At 64.9% G+C, this 19363-nt stretch carries 17 protein-coding genes and 2 rRNA genes; all 19 read right to left on the reverse strand.

From position 1 onward, the window contains the following. Window positions 1-76: 76 nt before the first annotated feature. Window positions 77-1600: a ribosome biogenesis GTPase Der gene (gene der / locus QFZ46_RS01105; protein WP_307357491.1), complete on the reverse strand. Its 1524-nt coding sequence runs from the start codon at window positions 1598-1600 to the stop codon at window positions 77-79. Further along, a complete protein-coding gene (gene cmk / locus QFZ46_RS01110; RefSeq protein ID WP_307357493.1) occupies window positions 1590-2267 on the reverse strand; it encodes a (d)CMP kinase in 678 nt (225 codons plus the stop codon). Before cmk ends, der begins: the two co-directional genes overlap by 11 nt. Then, entirely contained in the window at window positions 2260-3384 is a 1125-nt protein-coding gene (locus QFZ46_RS01115; RefSeq protein ID WP_307357495.1) for a prephenate dehydrogenase, read from the reverse strand. Before QFZ46_RS01115 ends, cmk begins: the two co-directional genes overlap by 8 nt. Next, window positions 3381-4193 carry a pseudouridine synthase gene (locus tag QFZ46_RS01120; RefSeq protein WP_307357497.1) on the reverse strand — a complete coding sequence of 271 codons (813 nt, stop codon included), beginning with the start codon at window positions 4191-4193 and terminating at the stop codon, window positions 3381-3383. The genes QFZ46_RS01115 and QFZ46_RS01120 overlap by 4 nt, the downstream gene beginning before the upstream one ends. Beyond that, on the reverse strand, window positions 4190-4792 hold the full coding sequence (scpB, locus tag QFZ46_RS01125) for an SMC-Scp complex subunit ScpB (protein WP_373457628.1): 603 nt from the start codon (window positions 4790-4792) through the stop codon (window positions 4190-4192). Before scpB ends, QFZ46_RS01120 begins: the two co-directional genes overlap by 4 nt. Next, window positions 4782-5624, reverse strand: coding sequence for a segregation and condensation protein A (locus QFZ46_RS01130; RefSeq protein ID WP_373457629.1), 843 nt, complete (start codon window positions 5622-5624; stop codon window positions 4782-4784). The genes scpB and QFZ46_RS01130 overlap by 11 nt, the downstream gene beginning before the upstream one ends. After that, on the reverse strand, window positions 5608-6441 hold the full coding sequence (locus QFZ46_RS01135) for a ParA family protein (protein ID WP_307364450.1): 834 nt from the start codon (window positions 6439-6441) through the stop codon (window positions 5608-5610). The genes QFZ46_RS01130 and QFZ46_RS01135 overlap by 17 nt, the downstream gene beginning before the upstream one ends. A gap of 153 nt (window positions 6442-6594) precedes the next feature. After that, window positions 6595-7497, reverse strand: a complete 903-nt coding sequence (xerD, locus tag QFZ46_RS01140; protein WP_307357499.1) for a site-specific tyrosine recombinase XerD — start codon at window positions 7495-7497, stop codon at window positions 6595-6597. Between the two features lie 2 nt (window positions 7498-7499). Further along, a complete protein-coding gene (locus QFZ46_RS01145; RefSeq protein ID WP_307357500.1) occupies window positions 7500-8084 on the reverse strand; it encodes an NUDIX domain-containing protein in 585 nt (194 codons plus the stop codon). Beyond that, a complete protein-coding gene (locus QFZ46_RS01150; protein ID WP_307364452.1) occupies window positions 8077-9774 on the reverse strand; it encodes a CTP synthase in 1698 nt (565 codons plus the stop codon). The genes QFZ46_RS01145 and QFZ46_RS01150 overlap by 8 nt, the downstream gene beginning before the upstream one ends. Window positions 9775-9800: 26 nt before the next feature. Continuing rightward, window positions 9801-11483, reverse strand: a complete 1683-nt coding sequence (recN, locus tag QFZ46_RS01155) for a DNA repair protein RecN (protein ID WP_307357502.1) — start codon at window positions 11481-11483, stop codon at window positions 9801-9803. Continuing rightward, on the reverse strand, window positions 11480-12403 hold the full coding sequence (locus QFZ46_RS01160; protein WP_307357504.1) for an NAD kinase: 924 nt from the start codon (window positions 12401-12403) through the stop codon (window positions 11480-11482). Before QFZ46_RS01160 ends, recN begins: the two co-directional genes overlap by 4 nt. Next, complete coding sequence (locus QFZ46_RS01165; protein ID WP_307357506.1) at window positions 12400-13197, reverse strand: TlyA family RNA methyltransferase; 798 nt, start codon at window positions 13195-13197, stop codon at window positions 12400-12402. The genes QFZ46_RS01160 and QFZ46_RS01165 overlap by 4 nt, the downstream gene beginning before the upstream one ends. Then, a complete protein-coding gene (locus QFZ46_RS01170) occupies window positions 13194-13376 on the reverse strand; it encodes a hypothetical protein (RefSeq protein WP_307357508.1) in 183 nt (60 codons plus the stop codon). Before QFZ46_RS01170 ends, QFZ46_RS01165 begins: the two co-directional genes overlap by 4 nt. A 59-nt stretch (window positions 13377-13435) precedes the next feature. Next, complete coding sequence (locus QFZ46_RS01175) at window positions 13436-14467, reverse strand: HAD-IIA family hydrolase (RefSeq protein WP_307357510.1); 1032 nt, start codon at window positions 14465-14467, stop codon at window positions 13436-13438. Further along, entirely contained in the window at window positions 14468-15109 is a 642-nt protein-coding gene (locus QFZ46_RS01180) for a hypothetical protein (RefSeq protein ID WP_307357511.1), read from the reverse strand. It lies immediately after the preceding gene. 47 nt (window positions 15110-15156) lie between these two features. Further along, entirely contained in the window at window positions 15157-15861 is a 705-nt protein-coding gene (locus QFZ46_RS01185) for a hypothetical protein (RefSeq protein ID WP_307357513.1), read from the reverse strand. Between the two features lie 87 nt (window positions 15862-15948). Beyond that, window positions 15949-16065: ribosomal RNA gene (gene rrf / locus QFZ46_RS01190) — 5S ribosomal RNA — on the reverse strand. 109 nt (window positions 16066-16174) lie between these two features. Then, window positions 16175-19281: ribosomal RNA gene (locus QFZ46_RS01195) — 23S ribosomal RNA — on the reverse strand. Window positions 19282-19363 lie beyond the last annotated feature (82 nt).

Consider the following 19363-nt stretch of genomic DNA (forward strand, 5'->3'; position numbering starts at 1 on the left):
AAGGTGGATGCCGCCTTGTCGCAGCATCCACCTTCTATTGCACCACTCCGGCCGCCGAACGGCAACCGTCAGGTCACTAGCGCTGGCGCTTCTCCCGCACGCGCATGTTGATCACGATCGGAGTGCCATCGAATTCGTACAGCTCGCGCAGGCGGCGCTGGATGAAGCGGCGGTAACCCGGGTCCAGGAAGCCCGTCGTGAACAGCACGAACGTCGGCGGACGCGTCGAGGCCTGCGTACCGAACAGGATGCGCGGCTGCTTGCCACCACGAAGGGGGTGCGGGTGCTCGGCGACGAGTTCGGAGATGAAGGCGTTGAACTTGCCTGTCGGGATGCGGCGATCCCAGTTCTCCAGCGCCGTCTCGAGCGCAGGCACCAGCTTGTCGAAGTGGCGGCCGGTCTTCGCGGAGATGTTCACCCTCGGCGCCCAGGCGACGTGAGCGAGATCCTGCTCGATCTCCCGCTCGAGGTAGCGACGACGATCCGCGTTCTCCAGATCGATGTCGTTCAGGCGATCCCACTTGTTGAACGCCAGCACCAGCGCACGACCCGACTCGAGCACGAGGTCGATGATGCGCACGTCCTGCTCGCTGATCGTCTCCGAGACGTCGAGCACGACGACGGCGACCTCGGCACGCTCGAGAGCCGCAGACGTGCGCAGCGAGGCGTAGAAGTCCGCACCCTGCGACAGGTGCACGCGGCGACGGATGCCGGCGGTGTCGACCAGGCGCCAGAGCTTGCCACCGAGTTCGACGACCTCATCGACCGGGTCACGGGTGGTGCCGGCCAGTTCGTTGACGACTACGCGCTCTTCGCCGGCGGCCTTGTTCAGCAGCGACGACTTGCCGACGTTCGGGCGTCCGAGGATCGCGACCCGGCGAGGGCCGCCGATCTCGTACTTCGCGACGGAGGAGATGGACGGCAGCTTCTCAAGCACGGCATCCAGCAGGTCTGCCACGCCGCGACCGTGCACCGCCGAGGTCGGGTAGGGCTCACCGAGGCCGAGGCTCCAGAGGGCAGCGACCTCGGGCTCCTGCCGCGCGTCATCGATCTTGTTGGCGACGAGGAACACCGTCTTGCCGCTCTTGCGCAGCAGCTTCACGACGTGCTCGTCGGTGGAGGTGGCCCCCACCATCGCGTCGACGACGAACAGCACGAGGTCGGAGAGGTCGATCGCGACCTCTGCCTGGGCTGCGACGGAGCGGTCGATGCCCTTGGCATCCGGCTCCCAGCCACCGGTGTCGACCAGCGAGAAGCGCCGGTCGTTCCACTCGGCCTTGTACGTCACGCGGTCGCGGGTGACACCGGGGGTGTCCTCGACGACGGCTTCGCGGCGGCCAAGGATGCGGTTCACGAGCGCGGATTTGCCCACGTTCGGTCGTCCGACGATCGCGACGACGGGAAGCGCCGGCAGGAACTCGATCCCACCCTCGCCCTGGGTGATGCCGGCGAGGAGCGCCGCATCATCCTCATCCAGATCGTAGTCGGCGAGACCAGCGCGCAGAGCCTCAGCGCGCTGTTCGGCGAGCTGCTCGTCGAGCTCATCCATCTTCTCGGCGAGGCGGTCGGGACCGCCCTCGTATTCTTCTTCAGCGGCCATGTTCCGCTCCTTGCTTTCGTTCGATCACCGCGAGTACGGCGTCGATGGTCTGTGGGAAATCGAGGTGCGTCGAATCGACGACCTCCACGCCGTCTGCGGCGTTGAGGAAGTCGACGACTGCGCTGTCCGAGGCGTCGCGCTTGTGCAGCGCTTCGGCGACGACAGCGGCGTTCTCGCCGACGAGTTCGCCGGCCCGTCTGGCTGCCCGTACCTCAGGGGCGGCGGTGAGGAGTATGCGCACTGGTGCGTCAGGGGCGACCACCGTGGTGATGTCGCGCCCTTCCACGACGACGGCCGGGTAAGGGGCCCCCGCCACCAGCGAGCGGAAGAAGATGTTGACCTGCTCGCGCACCGCAGGCACGCGAGCGACGCCGCTGACAGCGTCAGAGACGCGCGGGTCGCGAATCGCGGCGGTGATGTCGCGCTCGCCGACGGCGACGGTGCGGTCGTCAGGGTCGAGGCCGAGACGGAGATCGAATTCGGATGCCGCTGCGAGCACCGCATCGGAATCATCTGTCGCGGCACCACGATCGAGCACGTGCCAGGCCAGCGCGCGGTACGCGGCGCCGGTGTCGAGGTAGCCGTATCCGCGCGAGCGCGCCACAGCCTTCGACACACTGGACTTGCCGGAACCCGCCGGGCCGTCGATCGCGATGAATTCACTCATTGGTCGCTCCCGCAATCCGCCATCCGCGCTCCTGCAGCCCTTCGATCGCGCCGTGCAGCGCGGCCGGAGCCACGCTGATCTCCGCGAGGCCGAACTGTGCACCCGGCGAATGCTCCAGGCGCAGGTCTTCCACGTTCACGCCGAGCTCGCCGAGCTCACCGAACAGGCGGCCGAGCTGGCCTGCGGTGTCATCGACCATGACGACGAGCTGCTCGTACTTGCGGTTCTGCCCGTGCTTGCCCGGGAGACGCTCCACGCCGTCATTGCCCTGGCGGATGGTCTCGGCCAGCACACGTCGCGCGCCAGGGGCGGCCGGTGCGCGCAGCGCATCGGACACCTCGCGCAGGTCATCGGCGAGCGCATCCAGGATCTCGACGACCGGCTGCGCGTTGGCACCGAGGATCTGCACCCAGAGTTCAGGAGCGGATGCCGCGATACGGGTAGTGTCGCGCACGCCTTGCCCTGCGAGGCGCATGGCGCCCTCATCCGCGGTCGCGAATCGTCCGGCCAGCAGGCTGGCGACGACCTGCGGCACGTGCGAGGTGAGAGCCACCGAGCTGTCGTGCTCCTCCGGCGTCATCTCCAACGGCATCGCACCGACATCGAGGGCGAGTGCCTCCACCAGCGCGAGGTCAGCCGGGCGAGTGTCCTCGTCACGGCATACGACCCACGGGCGACCGATGAACAGATCGGCACGCGCCGAGATCGCTCCCCCGCGCTCGCGGCCGGCGAGCGGGTGCGAGCCGATGTAGCGGGTGATGTCGACACCGCGCTGCTTCAGGGCGCGGAACGGCTCGAGCTTCACGCTGGCGACGTCGGTGACGACGGCATCCGGAAAGCGTCCGAGCTCGGCCTCGATGACCTGTGCGGTGACGTCCGGTGGAACGGAAACGACGATGAGGGCCGGAGCGTCGTCCTCGCGGGCGGCGCGGCCGGCACCGTAATCGATCGCGAGGCGCAGCTGCGCGGGCGAAGTGTCAGCGAGAACCACATCGACGCCCTTGGCGCGCAGGGCATGCCCGATGCTCGCGCCGAGCAGACCTGCCCCGACGATGCGGACCGTCCCCGAGAGCCGCGGCGCGATGCCGCTGCCATTGGTTCTGGCCGTGTCGCTCACTCGGTCTCCTGGGCGTCTCCCGGCGTGGCGTCCGCAGGGGAATCATGGCGCGCGAGAGTCAACAGCGCACCACGTTCGATTTTACTCAGTTCTCGCGTCTTCCCCGCCGGGAGCGTTCCCAGGTGGAGCGGACCGAACTGCCGACGCACGAGTTCGACGACCGGATGTCCGACGGCTGCCATCATCCGGCGCACGATCCGGTTGCGTCCGGAGTGCAGGGTGAGCTCGACGAGACTCGACTCCGCGCCGACTTTCGACACGTCGAGCAGGCGGGCCTTGTCGGCCTTGATCGGGCCGTCATCCAGATCGAACCCCTTGGTCAGCTTCGCGATCGTCTGCGCAGTGACGGCGCCCTCGACCTTCGCGATGTAGACCTTGGTGACACCGAAGGACGGGTGCGCGAGCACGTGAGCGAGTTCGCCGTCGTTGGTGAGGATGAGCAGGCCGCTGGTCTCCGCATCCAGGCGACCGACGTTGTACAGCCGCTCTTCCCAGTCCTCGGTGAATCGGCGAAGGTCAGGGCGACCGTTCTCGTCCTTCATGGTGCTGACCACGCCTGTGGGCTTGTTCAGCATGACGTAGCGCTTGGAGACGTCGAGCTGGATCGCGGTGCCGTCGACGTCGACCAGGTCGGTCTCGGGATCGATCCGGCGGCCGAGCTCTTCCACGACCTCACCGTTGACGCGGATGCGCCCCTCCACGATGTACTGCTCGACCACGCGTCGGGATGCGACGCCCGCCGCGGCGAGCACCTTCTGCAGCCGCACGCCTTCCGGCGCCGGCGTCGAGTCGGTCGGGTTGTCGGTCATCTGATGCTTCCTTCGTCGAATCCGTCTGCACCATCGTCGAGCAGCGGGGAGATCGGTGGCAGCTCATCGAGCGAGTTGATGCCGAGGTTCTGCAGCAGCGCGTCGGTGGTGCCGTAGTTGATGGCGCCGGTCTCGGAGTCGGCGAACAGTTCGGTGATGAGCCCGCGCGCGAGCAGAGTGCGCACCACGGAGTCAACGTTCACCGCACGGATCGACGCGACCTGGCTGCGCGTGACCGGTTGCTTGTACGCGATCACCGCCAGGGTCTCGAGAGCCGCCTGCGAAAGCCGCGCCGGAGCCTGCCCGCCGACGAACTCCGCGACCAGCGCGTCGTGGTCATCTCGAACGTACAGTCGCCAGCCGCCCCCGACCTCGCGCAGCTCGAACCCGCGCCGCGGACCGTGACCGTTGCCGTCGTAGTCGTCGACGAGCGTCTCGATCGCCTGGCGGACAGCCGGCACCGGGGCGCTGACGGCCGCGGCGAGCGCGACGAGGCCGAGCGGCTCGTCGATGATGAGCAGGATCGCCTCGAGCTTCTCCGTCAGCGGCGTATCGGTAGCGGTCGGCGACGCCGCGTCGACGGGCATCTCATCGGTCATAGTCGGCCCCCAGGCTCGCAAGTGTCTCGTCCGACCAGGTGTCGGCTGCCCAGCGCAGCGTCAGCTCGCCGAGAGGTTCCAGTTGTTCGAAGGACAGCGCCGCGTGCCGATACAGCTCGAGCACCGAGATGAAGCGTGCGACGACGACGCCCGGTTCTGTGCTCCCCGCGATCAGCTCACGGAAGGTCAGCGATTCGGCGCTGCGCAGCAGCGTCACCACGATCGCCGCCTGTTCCCTGATGCTGACCAGAGGCGCATGCAGGTGATCGAGCCCGACGTTGGGGATCTCCTTGGGCGCGAACGCGAGCAGCGCGATGGCCGCGAAGTCCGAGACGCTGAGGGTCCACACAAGCTCCGGCGTCCGGGCACGGTGCTTCTCGTCGAGACGCACCGCACGAACGTGGCGGCGGTCCTCGCGTTGCAGGCAACGGGCGAACCAGATGGAGACCTCTTTGAACGCGCGATACTGAAGGAGCCGTGCGAACAGCAGGTCACGCGCTTCGAAGAGTGCAACAGCCTCGGCGTCGACGAGCTCTCCTTGTGGCAGCAGTCCCGCGACCTTCATGTCGAGCAGCGTCGCGGCGACGACCAGGAACTCGGAAGCCTGATCAAGCTCCTGCTCGTCGCCGTCGATCTCTTTCAGATACGCGATGAACTCGTTCGTGACCGCGCTCAGCGACACCTCAGTGATGTCCATCTCGTGCTTCGAGATGAGGTTCAGGAGGAGATCGAACGGTCCGTCGAAGTTCGTCAGCGAGACGCGGAACCCTTCGACCGGCTCAGCGACCGCTTCTACGGGCTCAGTGGACTCCGCGTCACGCGACGGCGCCACGGGCGACCAGCTCCCGCGCCAGTCGCAGGTACGCCTGTGCGGCGGCATGCTCCGGCGCGAACTCGGTGATGGGCACCCCTGACACCGATGCGTCGGGGAACTTCACTGTGCGACCGATCACGGTTTCCAGCACGTCGTCGCCGAACGTCTCGACGACGCGCTCCAGCACTTCGCGTGAGTGCAGCGTACGCGAGTCATACATGGTGGCGAGGAGCCCGTCGAGGGTGATCCCGGGGTTCAGCCGATCACGCACCTTTTCGATCGTCTCGATGAGCAGCGCGACGCCACGAAGGGCGAAGAACTCGCACTCCAGCGGAATGAGGACTCCGTGACTCGCAGTGAGTGCGTTCACGGTGAGCAGTCCGAGCGACGGCTGGCAATCGATCAGGATGACGTCGTACTCCCCCGCGACCTGTCGCAGCACGCGCGCAAGGATCGTCTCACGTGCGACCTCGTTGACCAGATGGACCTCGGCCGCAGAGAGATCGATGTTCGCGGGGAGGACATCCAGTCCCTCCACACCGCTGGGCACGATGACCTTCCGTGCGTCGCGCTTCGTGTCGAGCAGCAGGTCGTAGATCGTGGGGACATCATGAGTCTGGATGCCGAGACCGGCCGAGAGCGCACCCTGGGGGTCGAAGTCGACCGCGAGAACCTTGCGGCCGTACTCGGCGAGGGCCGCAGCGAGGTTGATCGACGTGGTCGTTTTACCGACGCCGCCCTTCTGGTTGCACAGCGCGATGATGCGCGCGGGCCCGTGCGAGTCGAGCGGAGCGGGCGTGGGGAAGCCGTGATATGGACGCCCAGTGGGTCCCATCGGGGTGTCGCCGATGTTCGACGTCTTGCCCTTGGACTTCGCCACTTTCTGAGCCACCGATTCTCCTGCTTCCCTCATGCTTGCTCGATTCTAGCGATTCACGCGTGGATGCGCGGCGTGCCGACCCGGCGATCCCGCGGAATCGGGCGCAGTTCAGCGCGCTCGAGGGTGCGAGGTGGCGTAGATGTCGCGGAGGGTGTCGACCGAGACGTGCGTGTAGATCTGCGTGGTCGCGACGGATGCATGCCCGAGCAGCTCCTGCACGACACGCACATCGGCACCGCCCTGCAGCAGATGCGTGGCGAACGAGTGGCGAAGGGTGTGCGGCGACACCTCGGAGGTGATGTGCGAAGCATCGGCCGCCGCGCGGATCACGAGCCAGGCGCTCTGCCGCGAAAGCGGCGCTCCGCGAGCGCCGAGGAACAGTCGCGCAGATGCCTTGCCTTTCGCTGCGAGGGCGGGCCTCACTCGTGTGAGGTAGGCATCCACAGCATTCCGTGCGAAGGAGCCGATCGGCACGATGCGCTCCTTGGACCCCTTGCCGCGCAGGCGGAGCACGTCGCCATGAGCGAGATCGTCGACATCGAGCCCCACCGCCTCGGACACGCGCGCACCCGTGGCGTAGAGAAGCTCGAGCAGCGCGCGATCACGGATGCCGATGGGCTCCTCTGCCGAAGGCGCCGCAAGTAGCCGCTCGACCTGATCGATCGTGAGCGCCTTGGGCAGACGCTGCGGCATCTTGGGCGGACGCAGCCTGCCGGTCGGATCCTCCAGCTCGATCCCCTCACGCACCAGGAAGCGGTGCAGGCCGCGCACGGAGGACTGCAGTCGTGCGAGACTCGTCGCCGCCGGCGGCGGAAGGATCGCCGAGCGGTCGGCGATGAACCGGCTGATGATCGCGCCGGTCACTGCGGTGGTGTCGTCGATTCCCGCCTCGGTCAACCACTCCAGGTACACGTCCAGATCTCGGCGATACGCCCCGACCGTGTGCTCTGAGAGACCGCGCTCGATCGTGACGTGCCTGAGGTACGCATCGACTGCGCGATCCAGGCGCACGATCAGTCCCGCAGTCTCCGCTCGGCCGCGAGCACGCCGAGAGAGAGGATGCCGTTGTGCAGTCGTCCCTCGAGCACGGCGTCGACAGCATCCGAGAGCGGAATCCATTCCACTCGGATATCGGCTTCCTCATCCTCGCGAGCGTAAGCGGAGGAAGCCTCTTCGATGCCTGTGGCGAGGTAGATGCGGATCAACTCGCTGTTGCCACCCGGAGTCGTCCAGGTCGACACGAGCAGCTGCCAGTCGCGGGCGGTGAGGTCGGCCTCCTCCGCCAACTCGCGCTGCGCTGCGGCGAGAGGGTCTTCTCCTTCGACGTCGAGCAGCCCGGCCGGTAGTTCCCAGTCACGGTGGCGGATCGGATGCCGGTACTGCTGAATCAGAAGAACCCGGCCGTCATCATCGAGAGCGAGCACCGCGACCGCGCCGGTGTGATCGACGTACTCCCGGATGATCTCGCCGTCGCCGTATGCGACGTGGTCGGAGCGCACGTCCCACACCCAGCCCTTGTAGACGACATCGCTGCTCACGACCTCGGGCTCGAACGGCTCGTCACGCAACTCGGACGCGGTGATCGATGTCTCAGTCATCGGCCGAGACATCGAACAGCTCGCTCGAGCGGTGACGTTCGATCGCCGCGCCGATCAGACCACGGAACAGCGGGTGGGGTGCGGTCGGGCGCGAGCGCAGTTCGGGGTGCGCCTGCGTGGCGATGTAGTACGGGTGCACCTCGCGGGGCAGCTCCACGTATTCGACGAGGTCGAGGTCGGGGTTGAGGCCCGAGAACACGAGCCCAGCGGCCGAGAGGCGGTCACGGTAAGCGTTGTTGACCTCGTAGCGGTGGCGGTGCCGCTCGGATGCCTGTGCCGTGCCGTACAGCTCACGGGCGAGCGTGCCTTCACCGAGTTCGGCTTCGTAGAGCCCCAGGCGCATGGTGCCGCCCAGGTCACCGCCGTCGAGGATCTCGACCTGCTCAGCCATCGTCGCGATGACCGGCTCAGAGGTCTCGGGGTCGAACTCGCTCGAGGACGCGCCGGCGATGCCTGCGACGTTCCGTCCGTACTCGATGACCATGCACTGCAGGCCGAGGCACAGGCCGAGCGTCGGGATGCCCTGCTCGCGAGCGAACTTCAACGCGCCGAGCTTGCCCTCGATGCCGCGGATGCCGAACCCGCCAGGTACGCAGATGCCGTCGACATCCGACAGCATCTTCGCTGCCCCCTCCGGCGTCTCACACGAGTCGGACGGGATCCAGCGGATACTGACGTGCGCCTCGTGAGCGAAACCACCGGCGCGCAGCGCCTCGGTGACCGAGAGGTAGGCGTCAGGAAGGTCGATGTACTTGCCGACCAGGCCGATCGTGACCTCGTGCTTCGGGTTGTGCACGGCCTGGAGCACCTTCTGCCACCGTGACCAGTCGACCTCGGGCGCGGCCTTGGAGTCCAGGCCGAGACGACGCACGATGTAGGAGTCGAGACCCTGATCGTTCAGCGTCGAGGGGATGTCGTAGATGCTGGGCAGATCGACGGTGTTGATGACGCCCTCGACGTCGACGTCGCACATCAGCGCGATCTTGTTGCGATTGCTCTCGCTGACGGGACGGTCGCTGCGCAGCACCAGTGCGTCTGGCTGGATGCCGACCTGGCGGAGCGCTGCGACGGAGTGCTGCGTGGGCTTGGTCTTCTGCTCGCCGGAGGCACCCATGAAAGGCACGAGCGAAACGTGCACGAAGAACACGCTGTCTCGGCCAAGCTCGTGGCGAAGCTGGCGCGCCGACTCGAGGAACGGCTGCGACTCGATGTCACCGACCGTGCCGCCGACCTCGGTGATGATGACATCCGGCTTCGGAGTCTCATCCGCCTGCAGGCGCATCCGGCGCTTGATCTCGTCGGTGATGTGCGGGATGACCTGCACGGTGTCGCCGAGGTACTCGCCGCGGCGCTCACGCGCGATCACCTGCGAATAGATCTGGCCGGTGGTGACGTTGGCCGCCTGTGACAGGTTGATGTCGAGGAAGCGCTCGTAGTGCCCGATGTCGAGGTCGGTCTCCGCGCCATCATCGGTGACGAAAACCTCACCGTGCTGGAACGGGTTCATGGTGCCGGGGTCGACGTTCAGGTAGGGATCGAGTTTCTGCATCACGACGCGGACTCCGCGTGCGGTGAGCAGGTTTCCCAGGCTGGCGGCCGTGAGGCCCTTACCCAAAGACGAAACGACACCACCGGTCACAAAGATGTGCTTGGTCGTGTCGTTCTTGGGCCCCGCGTCAGAAGAGTTCATCACGGGCTTCAATCCTAACAGTTCGCTCAGACAGCAAGGCTGAGAAGTTCTCGGGCATGGGTGATGGCGGCATCGGAATCGGTGAGTCCTGACAGCAGACGCGCCATCTCCGCCTCCCTGTCCTCGCCCTCCAGACGCCGCACGCTGGACGCGGTGACCGCGCCGTCATTGGCTTTCACGACGGAAAGGTGATTGGAGGCGAAAGCGGCGACCTGGGCCAGGTGCGTCACCGCGATGACTTGCGAAGTCTCTGCAAGTCGGGCGAGTCGCCGACCCACTTCGATCGCCGCGGCGCCACCGATACCGGCATCCACCTCATCGAAGACGAAGGTCGGAACCGGGTCGGTGCCGGCGATCACGACCTCGATGGCGAGCATCACTCGCGACAGCTCACCACCGGAGGCGCTCTTCGCAACAGAGCGCGGTTCCGCGCCGGGGTGGGGTGCCAGCAGGATCGCGACGTCATCGCGTCCATGCGTGCTCTCGCTCCCCTCACGGACTGCGACCTCGAGTCGGGCGTCCGGCATGGCGAGCGCGTGCAGTTCTTCCGTCACCGCGGCGCCCAGGCGCGCTGCAGCCTCGGTGCGCGCAGCGGTGAGTGCTGTCGCTGCGTCATCGAGCGTCGCTCTGGCCGCATCGCGTTCAGAGTGCAATCGCTCCAGGCGATCGCCGTCGTCATCGAGTTCGGCGAGGCGCGCTGAACCGGTCTGCCACAGCTCCAGGGCCTCATCCAGCGAGCCGTGAGCACGGATCAGGGTGGTGAGCGCCGCGCGCCGCTCTTCGACCGTGGCGAGCTCGTGCGGCCCGGTCTCGTCGAGATCGGCGAGGTAGACGGAGAGCTGGCCGGCAAGGTCCGCGATGCGGTACCCGACGTCGGCGAGACCCTCTGAGATCTCAGTGAGCGCCGGATCGGCCGCACGCTCCAGATTGCTTCGTGCTTCGGCGACGAGCGCGGAAGCGTCGGCTTCGCCCTCTTCGCTCGAGAGGGCGTTGTGGGCGAGGGATGCCGCGAGCCTGAGCTCTTCGGCATTGGCGAGACGCTCCGCTCTCTCCGCGAGCACGACGTCTTCGCCTGCTTCTGGTGCTGTCGCCTCGATCAGCGCCAGTGCTTCCCGCAGCCGCTGCGCTTCTTCGGCACGGCGATCGCGGTTCTCGGAAATCTCGGCGATCTCGGCATCCAACTCGCGCCAGCGCGCGAACGCGGACGTGTATGTGTCGAGGGCGTCGGCGATGGGCGCGCCCCCGAAACGATCGAGCGCGTCCCGCTGGGCTGCGGTCGAGCGCAGGCGCAGCTGCTCGGACTGCCCATGCACGACGACGAGTTCATCGGCGAGGGCGGAGAGGACCCCGGCCGGCGCCGCGCGCCCGCCGACGCTCGCGCGGCTGCGCCCTTCCGCACTAAGGGTGCGTGAGACGTACAGCTCGCCCTGACCGTCGTCGAGCGGTTCGAGATCGCCGCCGGCGTCGGTCACGATGTCTGCCACAGCACCCGACCGGGGCACCACCCATACCCCGGCGACCGAGGCCTGCGCCGCCCCTGCCCGCACGGCGCCGGAGTCTGCGCGTTGTCCGAGCAGGAGGCCGAGTCCGGTGACCACCATCGTCTTGCCCGCACCCGTCTCGCCGGTGATCGCGGTGAATCCGGGACCGAGCGGCAGCACGGCGTCAGCGATGACACCGAGCCCCTGCAACCGCATCTCCTCGATCACGCCGGCGCTCCCCCGTCCTGTCCGCGCCATCCGGCGACCGGCAACTGGAACTTGCGCACCAGCCGATCGGTGAACGCGGTCGGGTGCAGCCGAGCCAGGCGCACCGGACGAGATGAGCGGCGTGCGACCACGCGCGCGCCGGGAGGAAGATCATGCGAGCGGCGACCGTCGCACCAGAGTATTCCGGTACCGGCGGTACGCTCGAGCATCTCGATCGCCACCGATGCGTCCGGGCTGACGACGAGCGGGCGGGCGAACAGCGCGTGCGCCGAGAGCGGGATCACCGTGATGGCCTCGACACTCGGCCAGATCACCGGTCCGCCGGCGGAGAAGTTGTACGCGGTCGATCCCGTCGGCGTGGAGATGACCATGCCGTCGCAGCCGTAGCTCGACAACGGCCGTCCGTCGATCTCGACGACGACTTCGATCATGCGCTCGCGGCTCGCCTTCTCGACGGTCGCCTCATTCAACGCCCACGTCTCGAAGACGACCTTGCCCGCAGCGTCTTTGACGCGCACCGCGAGCGCAAGCCGCTCCTCGACCGCATAGTCCTTCGCGATGACGCGCTGCACGGCATCGTCCATCGCGTCGCGTTCGATCTCGGCGAGGAATCCGACATGTCCCATGTTGATCCCGAGCACCGGTGCGCTGTTGGCGCCGCGGACGAGTTCGGCCGCACGCAGAATCGTGCCGTCACCGCCCAGCACGATCGCGAGTTCCAGATCGTCAACGGTCACGGCTTCGCCCAGAGCGTGGACGTCGCCGAAATCGGAGTCGACGGCCGACAGCTCGGCACGGTCATCGGGAGCGAGTACCGGGCGCGCGCCGGCGCTGCGAAGCAACTCGATGACGCGACGAGCGGCGGCGACGGTATCGGCCCGGCCGGCATGGGCGACGACCAGGATGTTGCGCTCGTTCATCGTCCTCCAGCCAGTTCGTCGATCCGGTCTCTCCATTGTGTCGGATTGCTCCCCCTGCCGGGCGCCATGTGCACGAGGAATTCCGCGTTGCCGTGCGTGCCGAGAATCGGCGACGCGATGATGCCCAGCATCCCGAATCCGGCATCCCAGCCGTTCCAGACCACACGGGCCACGGCGTCCGCTCGAGTGGCGGGGTCCGTCACCAATCCGCCGCGCACGGCGGTGCGTCCGACCTCGAACTGAGGTTTGACGAGCAGAACGATGTCGGAGCCGGATGCCGCGACCGAGGCGACTGCGGGCAGGATCAGTTCGAGCGAGATGAATGAGAGATCGCCGACGATCAGCTCGGGTGCATCCCGCTCACCGGTCGCTTCGGCGAGACTCTCCTGCGTCATGTGACGCACGTTGAAGCCTTCGACACTGACGACTCCGGGGTCAGCCGCGATGGACGCCGCGAGCTGATCATGCCCGACATCCACCGCGAGCACCTTCCGCGCTCCGCGTTCACGGAGCACCTGGGTGAAACCGCCAGTCGAGGCTCCCATGTCGAGCGCGAGACGTCCCTCGGCGACGACCCCGAACGCGTCGAGTGCGGCGATGAGCTTATGCGCGCCGCGACTGACGTAATCGTCCGTCTCAGCGAGGGTGATCACGGACTCGTCGCTCACGGAGGTCGAGGCCTTGATCATCTGTCGACCATCGACGCTCACGAGTCCTGCGACGATGAGCGTGGCCGCGTGCGAGCGCGAGCGCGCGAGTCCCCGAGCGGCGAGGGCGGCGTCGAGGCGCGTCACCGGTCTCCCGACGGGGTCTTCTCGCGGGAGTCGAGCCTGGTACCGCTCTCGAGCCGGCGGAAGAGTTCGTCGTGGAGAGTCGAATACGCGTCGGCGCGATCGGCCAGCGGCTGGCCCTCTATGAGGCGCAACCGGCTCCACAGGCCGTCGGTCGGCGTCGCAATCGTCTCATCGCTCACCACTCCACTCTACGGCGCGGCTCGGACGCGCCCGTCGAGGCGCGGCGGGCACACGCGGTTCACGGTCGGTGGAACGGGTCCTCGTAGAGCTTCTCGGGAACGCGGAGCACGAAGATGGGTGTGCCGGACTCCCAGATCGCGGTTGCGCCGGCGCGCACAAGATCGATCTGTCGCGAACCCTCAGCAAGGATCTCGACGTCTCCCCCGACGACACGGACGGATGCACCGTTCACGGTGACCGCGTCATCCTTGCGCTCCGTCTGCGGATACGGTTCATGCAGCTCGCGCAGGTCACCCAGAATGTATGTCGGACGGGATCCCTCAGGTGCAGCCAGCACATGCTTCGGCCGGTCGATGCCGGTGAGCACGAGTACAGAGTCGATGCCTACCCGCACGGCGCCCATGATGTCGGTGTCGAGGCGGTCGCCGATGAACAACGTCTTGGTGGCGCCGAAGCGTGCGATCGCTTCCTCGAAGATCGGCACCTCGGGTTTGCCGGCCACAGTGGCCAAGCGTCCCACAGCCGTATGCACGGCTGAGACGAGCGTCCCGTTTCCCGGAGCGATGCCGCGTTCTCGTGGGATGGTCCAGTCGCTGTTGGTGGCGATCCAAGGGATGCCACCCTCTTCCTCCGGGACCTTCAGAGCGAAGGAGGCTTCTGCCAAGTCGGTCCAGGCGACCTCAGGAGCAAAGCCCTGCACGACGGCATCCGGGGCGTCGTCGGCGCTGCGTGTCACCGTATAGCCGGCCTTCTCGGCCTCCACGACGAGCCCTTCACCGCCCACTATGAGCAAGGTGGCGGGCGCGGGCACCATGGACGCGAGCAGGCGCATCGCCGCCTGCGGGCTGGTGACGACCTCACGCGCCTCTACGGTCAGACCGAGTGACGTGAGATGCGCCGCGACGGATGCGTCGGTGCGGGAGGCGTTGTTCGTGATGTACCCGACGCGCCGCGACCGGGCGACCTGGTTGAGGCTCTCGACGGCATGCGGGAGAGCACCGGGGCCGGCGTAGACGACGCCATCAAGGTCGGCGAGAACGACGTCGACGCCATCGAGCGGAGTCGGGCGTGACCTGGAGAAGAGCCCCACTCAGGACTCCTCTTCCTGCGCCTCGGCAGACTTCGTCGGCTCTTCGACCGTCTTTGTCGGTTCCTCGTCGGGGAACTCACCCTCGATGAGACCGTCTTCCACGAAGATCTCGTCTTCATCGTCATCGCCCATGCCGAGTGCATCGGCTGCGACATCGGCGCGCTCCGCCCAGAATGCTGCTTCATCGTCGCGGCCGAGGTCTTCGAGCACCGCCGCGTGCGCAGCGAACAGAGCGGGACTCCACTCGAAAGCACGATCGGGGTCGAGCTCGGGGATCTGCAGCTCGCCGAGAGCGAGTTCGGTGTCGCCGAGGTCGAGACGCGCGCCTGACATGGCGATGGCGAGGGCGACGCGCACCGGTGTCGGAAGCTTCGACCGATCCGCAGCGCGTCCGGTCTCGAGGGCTCGGTCCGGGCGTCCGATTCCGCGCTCGCTGTCGACCATGAGGGCGATCTGGTCGTCCTTGCCGGAGATACGCCGGTAGGTGCGCAGCTCGCGCAGAGCGAGTGCGAAGTCGCCAGTCGCGTAGGCGGTGATTCCGAGCGACTCGCGCACGATGGCGATGCGGCCTGCCCGGCGGGATGCCGCCAGCGCATGCTCATGAGCGAGAGGGGGGTCTTCGTCGATCAGCCGAGCAGCCATGGCAAGATGACGGGCGACCTGCTCGGCGTTCTCCTTGCTCAGCGTCTTCAGCTCGTTGCGTGCCGAGGCGTGCAGATCATTGGGAGTGACGTCCTCGGGAACAATCGGATCGTCGAAGCGCGGACGATCGTCGGTCCGGCGATCAGGACGCTCACGTCCACTGCCGGCACGCTGTGGGAAGCCACGCCCGGCGGAGCTGCGATCGTCGCGACGCGGTGCGCCGTCCCGACCCTGGTAGCCGCCTTCACGCTTCTGGTAGCCGGCTTCACGGCGATCACCATCCTTACGTGGTGCGGCGCCGTCCCGCTTGGCGTAGCCACCTTCGTGACGCGGGGCGCCAGAACCTTCGCGACGCGGAGCACCGTCACGACCCTGGTAGCCGCCTTCGCGGCGCGGTGCGCCGGAACCTTCGCGACGCGGTGCGCCGGAACCTCCGCGACGCGGTGCGCCGGAACCTTCACGACGCGGTGCGCCGGAACCTTCACGACGCGGTGCGCCGGAACCTTCGCGACGCGGTGCGCCGGAACCTTCACGGCGCGGAGCGCCATCACGGCCCTGATAACCACCTTCGCGACGCGGGGCGCCAGAACCTTCGCGACGCGGTGCGCCGGAACCATCACGGCGCGGGGCACCATCACGGCGCGGGGCGCTGGAACCACCAGACGAAGTTGAGCGATCAGAGCGCGGAGGACGGCCCTGACGATCGTCGCGTCGGGCATTGGAGTCGTCGTCACGTCGCGGGCGACGCTCATCCTCGTTCGGCATGCTCTGATTCTCTCAACTTCCTGTAAAACGCAAAATGGCCACCCAGCGTTGGGTGGCCATTTTGTTTAGAAGAAGTTCGGCGGTGTCCTACTCTCCCACAGGGTCCCCCCTGCAGTACCATCGGCGCTGTGAGGCTTAGCTTCCGGGTTCGGAATGTAACCGGGCGTTTCCCTCACGCTATGGCCGCCGAAACACTATTGATGTTTCAACAAAAACCTAAAGGCACGCGTGGTGCCTGTTAGGGTTCTCGACCGTACATCGAGAACCACTCAGTGGACGCGTAGCACCAACAAACGGTGTGTTATCAAGTCATCGGCTTATTAGTACCAGTCAGCTGCATGCATTGCTGCACTTCCACATCTGGCCTATCAACCCAGTAGTCTGGCTGGGAGCCTCTCACCCGAAGGTATGGAAATCTCATCTTGAGGCCGGCTTCCCGCTTAGATGCTTTCAGCGGTTATCCATCCCGAACGTAGCTAATCAGCGGTGCTCCTGGCGGAACAACTGACACACCAGAGGTTCGTCCAACCCGGTCCTCTCGTACTAGGGTCAGATCCTCTCAAATTTCCTACGCGCGCAGCGGATAGGGACCGAACTGTCTCACGACGTTCTAAACCCAGCTCGCGTACCGCTTTAATGGGCGAACAGCCCAACCCTTGGGACCTACTCCAGCCCCAGGATGCGACGAGCCGACATCGAGGTGCCAAACCATGCCGTCGATATGGACTCTTGGGCAAGATCAGCCTGTTATCCCCGAGGTACCTTTTATCCGTTGAGCGACAGCGCTTCCACAAGCCACTGCCGGATCACTAGTCCCGACTTTCGTCCCTGCTCGACCTGTCAGTCTCACAGTCAAGCTCCCTTGTGCACTTACACTCGCCACCTGATTACCAACCAGGTTGAGGGAACCTTTGGGCGCCTCCGTTACTTTTTGGGAGGCAACCGCCCCAGTTAAACTACCCACCATGCACTGTCCCTGAACCGGATCACGGTTCGAAGTTAGATATCCAGAGTGACCAGAGTGGTATTTCAACAATGACTCCACCATAACTGGCGTCATGGCTTCAAAGTCTCCCACCTATCCTACACAAGCCACACCGAACACCAATACAAAGCTGTAGTAAAGGTCACGGGGTCTTTCCGTCCTGCTGCGCGTAACGAGCATCTTTACTCGTAATGCAATTTCGCCGAGTTCGCGGTTGAGACAGTTGGGAAGTCGTTACGCCATTCGTGCAGGTCGGAACTTACCCGACAAGGAATTTCGCTACCTTAGGATGGTTATAGTTACCACCGCCGTTTACTGGGGCTTAAATTCTCAGCTTCGCCTTACGGCTAACCGGTCCTCTTAACCTTCCAGCACCGGGCAGGCGTCAGTCCGTATACATCGTCTTGCGACTTGGCACGGACCTGTGTTTTTAGTAAACAGTCGCTACCCACTAGTCTCTGCGGCCACCACACCCTTTTCGGAGTAAATCCGTATAAGTGGATGGCCCCCCTTCTCCCGAAGTTACGGGGGCATTTTGCCGAGTTCCTTAACCACGATTCTCTCGATCTCCTTGGTATTCTCTACCTGACCACCTGAGTCGGTTTGGGGTACGGGCGGCTAGAACCTCGCGTCGATGCTTTTCTTGGCAGCATAGGATCATCCACTTTTTATCCGCATCATGTCTCAGCCTATGTGAGTCGCGGATTTGCCTACGACTCGGCCTACACACTTGCACCAGGACTACCATCGCCTGGCTTGGACTACCTTCCTGCGTCACACCTGTTAATACGCTAACCGCACCAGCATGGGGTCGTACGCTAGGCCTCACCCCATCACCCCGAAGGGATCCGGTCATGAGGATTCAGATACTTAGCACCACTGGATTAGCTTGGGCGGTTCTTCGCCGGTACGGGAATATCAACCCGTTGTCCATCGACTACGCCTGTCGGCCTCGCCTTAGGTCCCGACTTACCCAGGGAAGATTAGCTTGACCCTGGAACCCTTGGTCTTTCGGAGGACGTGTTTCTCACACGTCTTTCGCTACTCATGCCTGCATTCTCACTCGTGTAGCCTCCACGGCTGGTTCACACCGCCGCTTCGCTGGCCACACGACGCTCTCCTACCCATCAACACGGCTGGACCACGAAGGCCTACCAATAATGTCAATGCCACAACTTCGGTGGCGTGCTTGAGCCCCGTTACATTGTCGGCGCGGAATCACTTGACCAGTGAGCTATTACGCACTCTTTCAAGGGTGGCTGCTTCTAAGCCAACCTCCTGGTTGTCACAGCAACTCCACATCCTTTCCCACTTAGCACGCGCTTAGGGACCTTAGTTGGTGGTCTGGGTTGTTTCCCTCTCGACTATGAAGCTTATCCCCCACAGTCTCACTGCTGCGCTCTCACTTACCGGCATTCGGAGTTTGGCTGACGTCAGTAACCTTGTAGGGCCCATCGGCCATCCAGTAGCTCTACCTCCGGCAAGAAACACGCAACGCTGCACCTAAATGCATTTCGGAGAGAACCAGCTATCACGAAGTTTGATTGGCCTTTCACCCCTATCCACAGCTCATCCCCTCAGTTTTCAACCTAAGTGGGTTCGGTCCTCCACGTGCTCTTACACACGCTTCAACCTGGCCATGGATAGATCACTTCGCTTCGGGTCTAGGACATGCGACTGAATCGCCCTATTCAGACTCGCTTTCGCTACGGCTACCCCACACGGGTTAACCTCGCCACATATCGCTAACTCGCAGGCTCATTCTTCAAAAGGCACGCTGTCACCCCTACTAAGGAGGCTCCAACGGTTTGTAAGCAAACGGTTTCAGGTACTATTTCACTCCCCTCCCGGGGTACTTTTCACCTTTCCCTCACGGTACTTGTCCGCTATCGGTCATCTGGAAGTATTTAGGCTTATCAGGTGGTCCTGACAGATTCACACGGGATTTCTCGGGCCCCGTGCTACTTGGGATACTCTCCACGCCAGAACACGCATTTCGACTACGGGGTTGGCACCCTCTATGACCGGCCTTTCAAGACCGTTCGTCTATACGCTTCTGTAACGTCGCCACCTCGGCAGAGATGACAGGTGAGTCCCACAACCCCGAATATGCAACTCCTGCCGGATATCACACATACTCGGTTTAGCCTGATCCGGTTTCGCTCGCCACTACTAACGGAATCGCGGTTGCTTTCTCTTCCTGTGGGTACTGAGATGTTTCACTTCCCCACGTTCCCTCTACCCGCCCTATATATTCAGGCGGGAGTCACTAGGTCGGCACGCCGCCCAGCGGGGTTTCCCCATTCGGACACCCTCGGATCAAAACTTGCTTATCAGTTCCCCGAGGCTTATCGCAGATTGCTACGTCCTTCTTCGGCTCCAGATGCCAAGGCATCCACCGTTTGCTCTTAAAGACTTGATACATGAGTTTGAATCAAAAACTCGACCCAGTCCGAAGACTGTGTCTGAAATTGACTAATGATCTTTAAGATCATCTTGTGCAA

The sequence above is a fragment of the Microbacterium murale genome (assembly GCF_030815955.1).
GTDB lineage: Bacteria > Actinomycetota > Actinomycetes > Actinomycetales > Microbacteriaceae > Microbacterium > Microbacterium murale_A.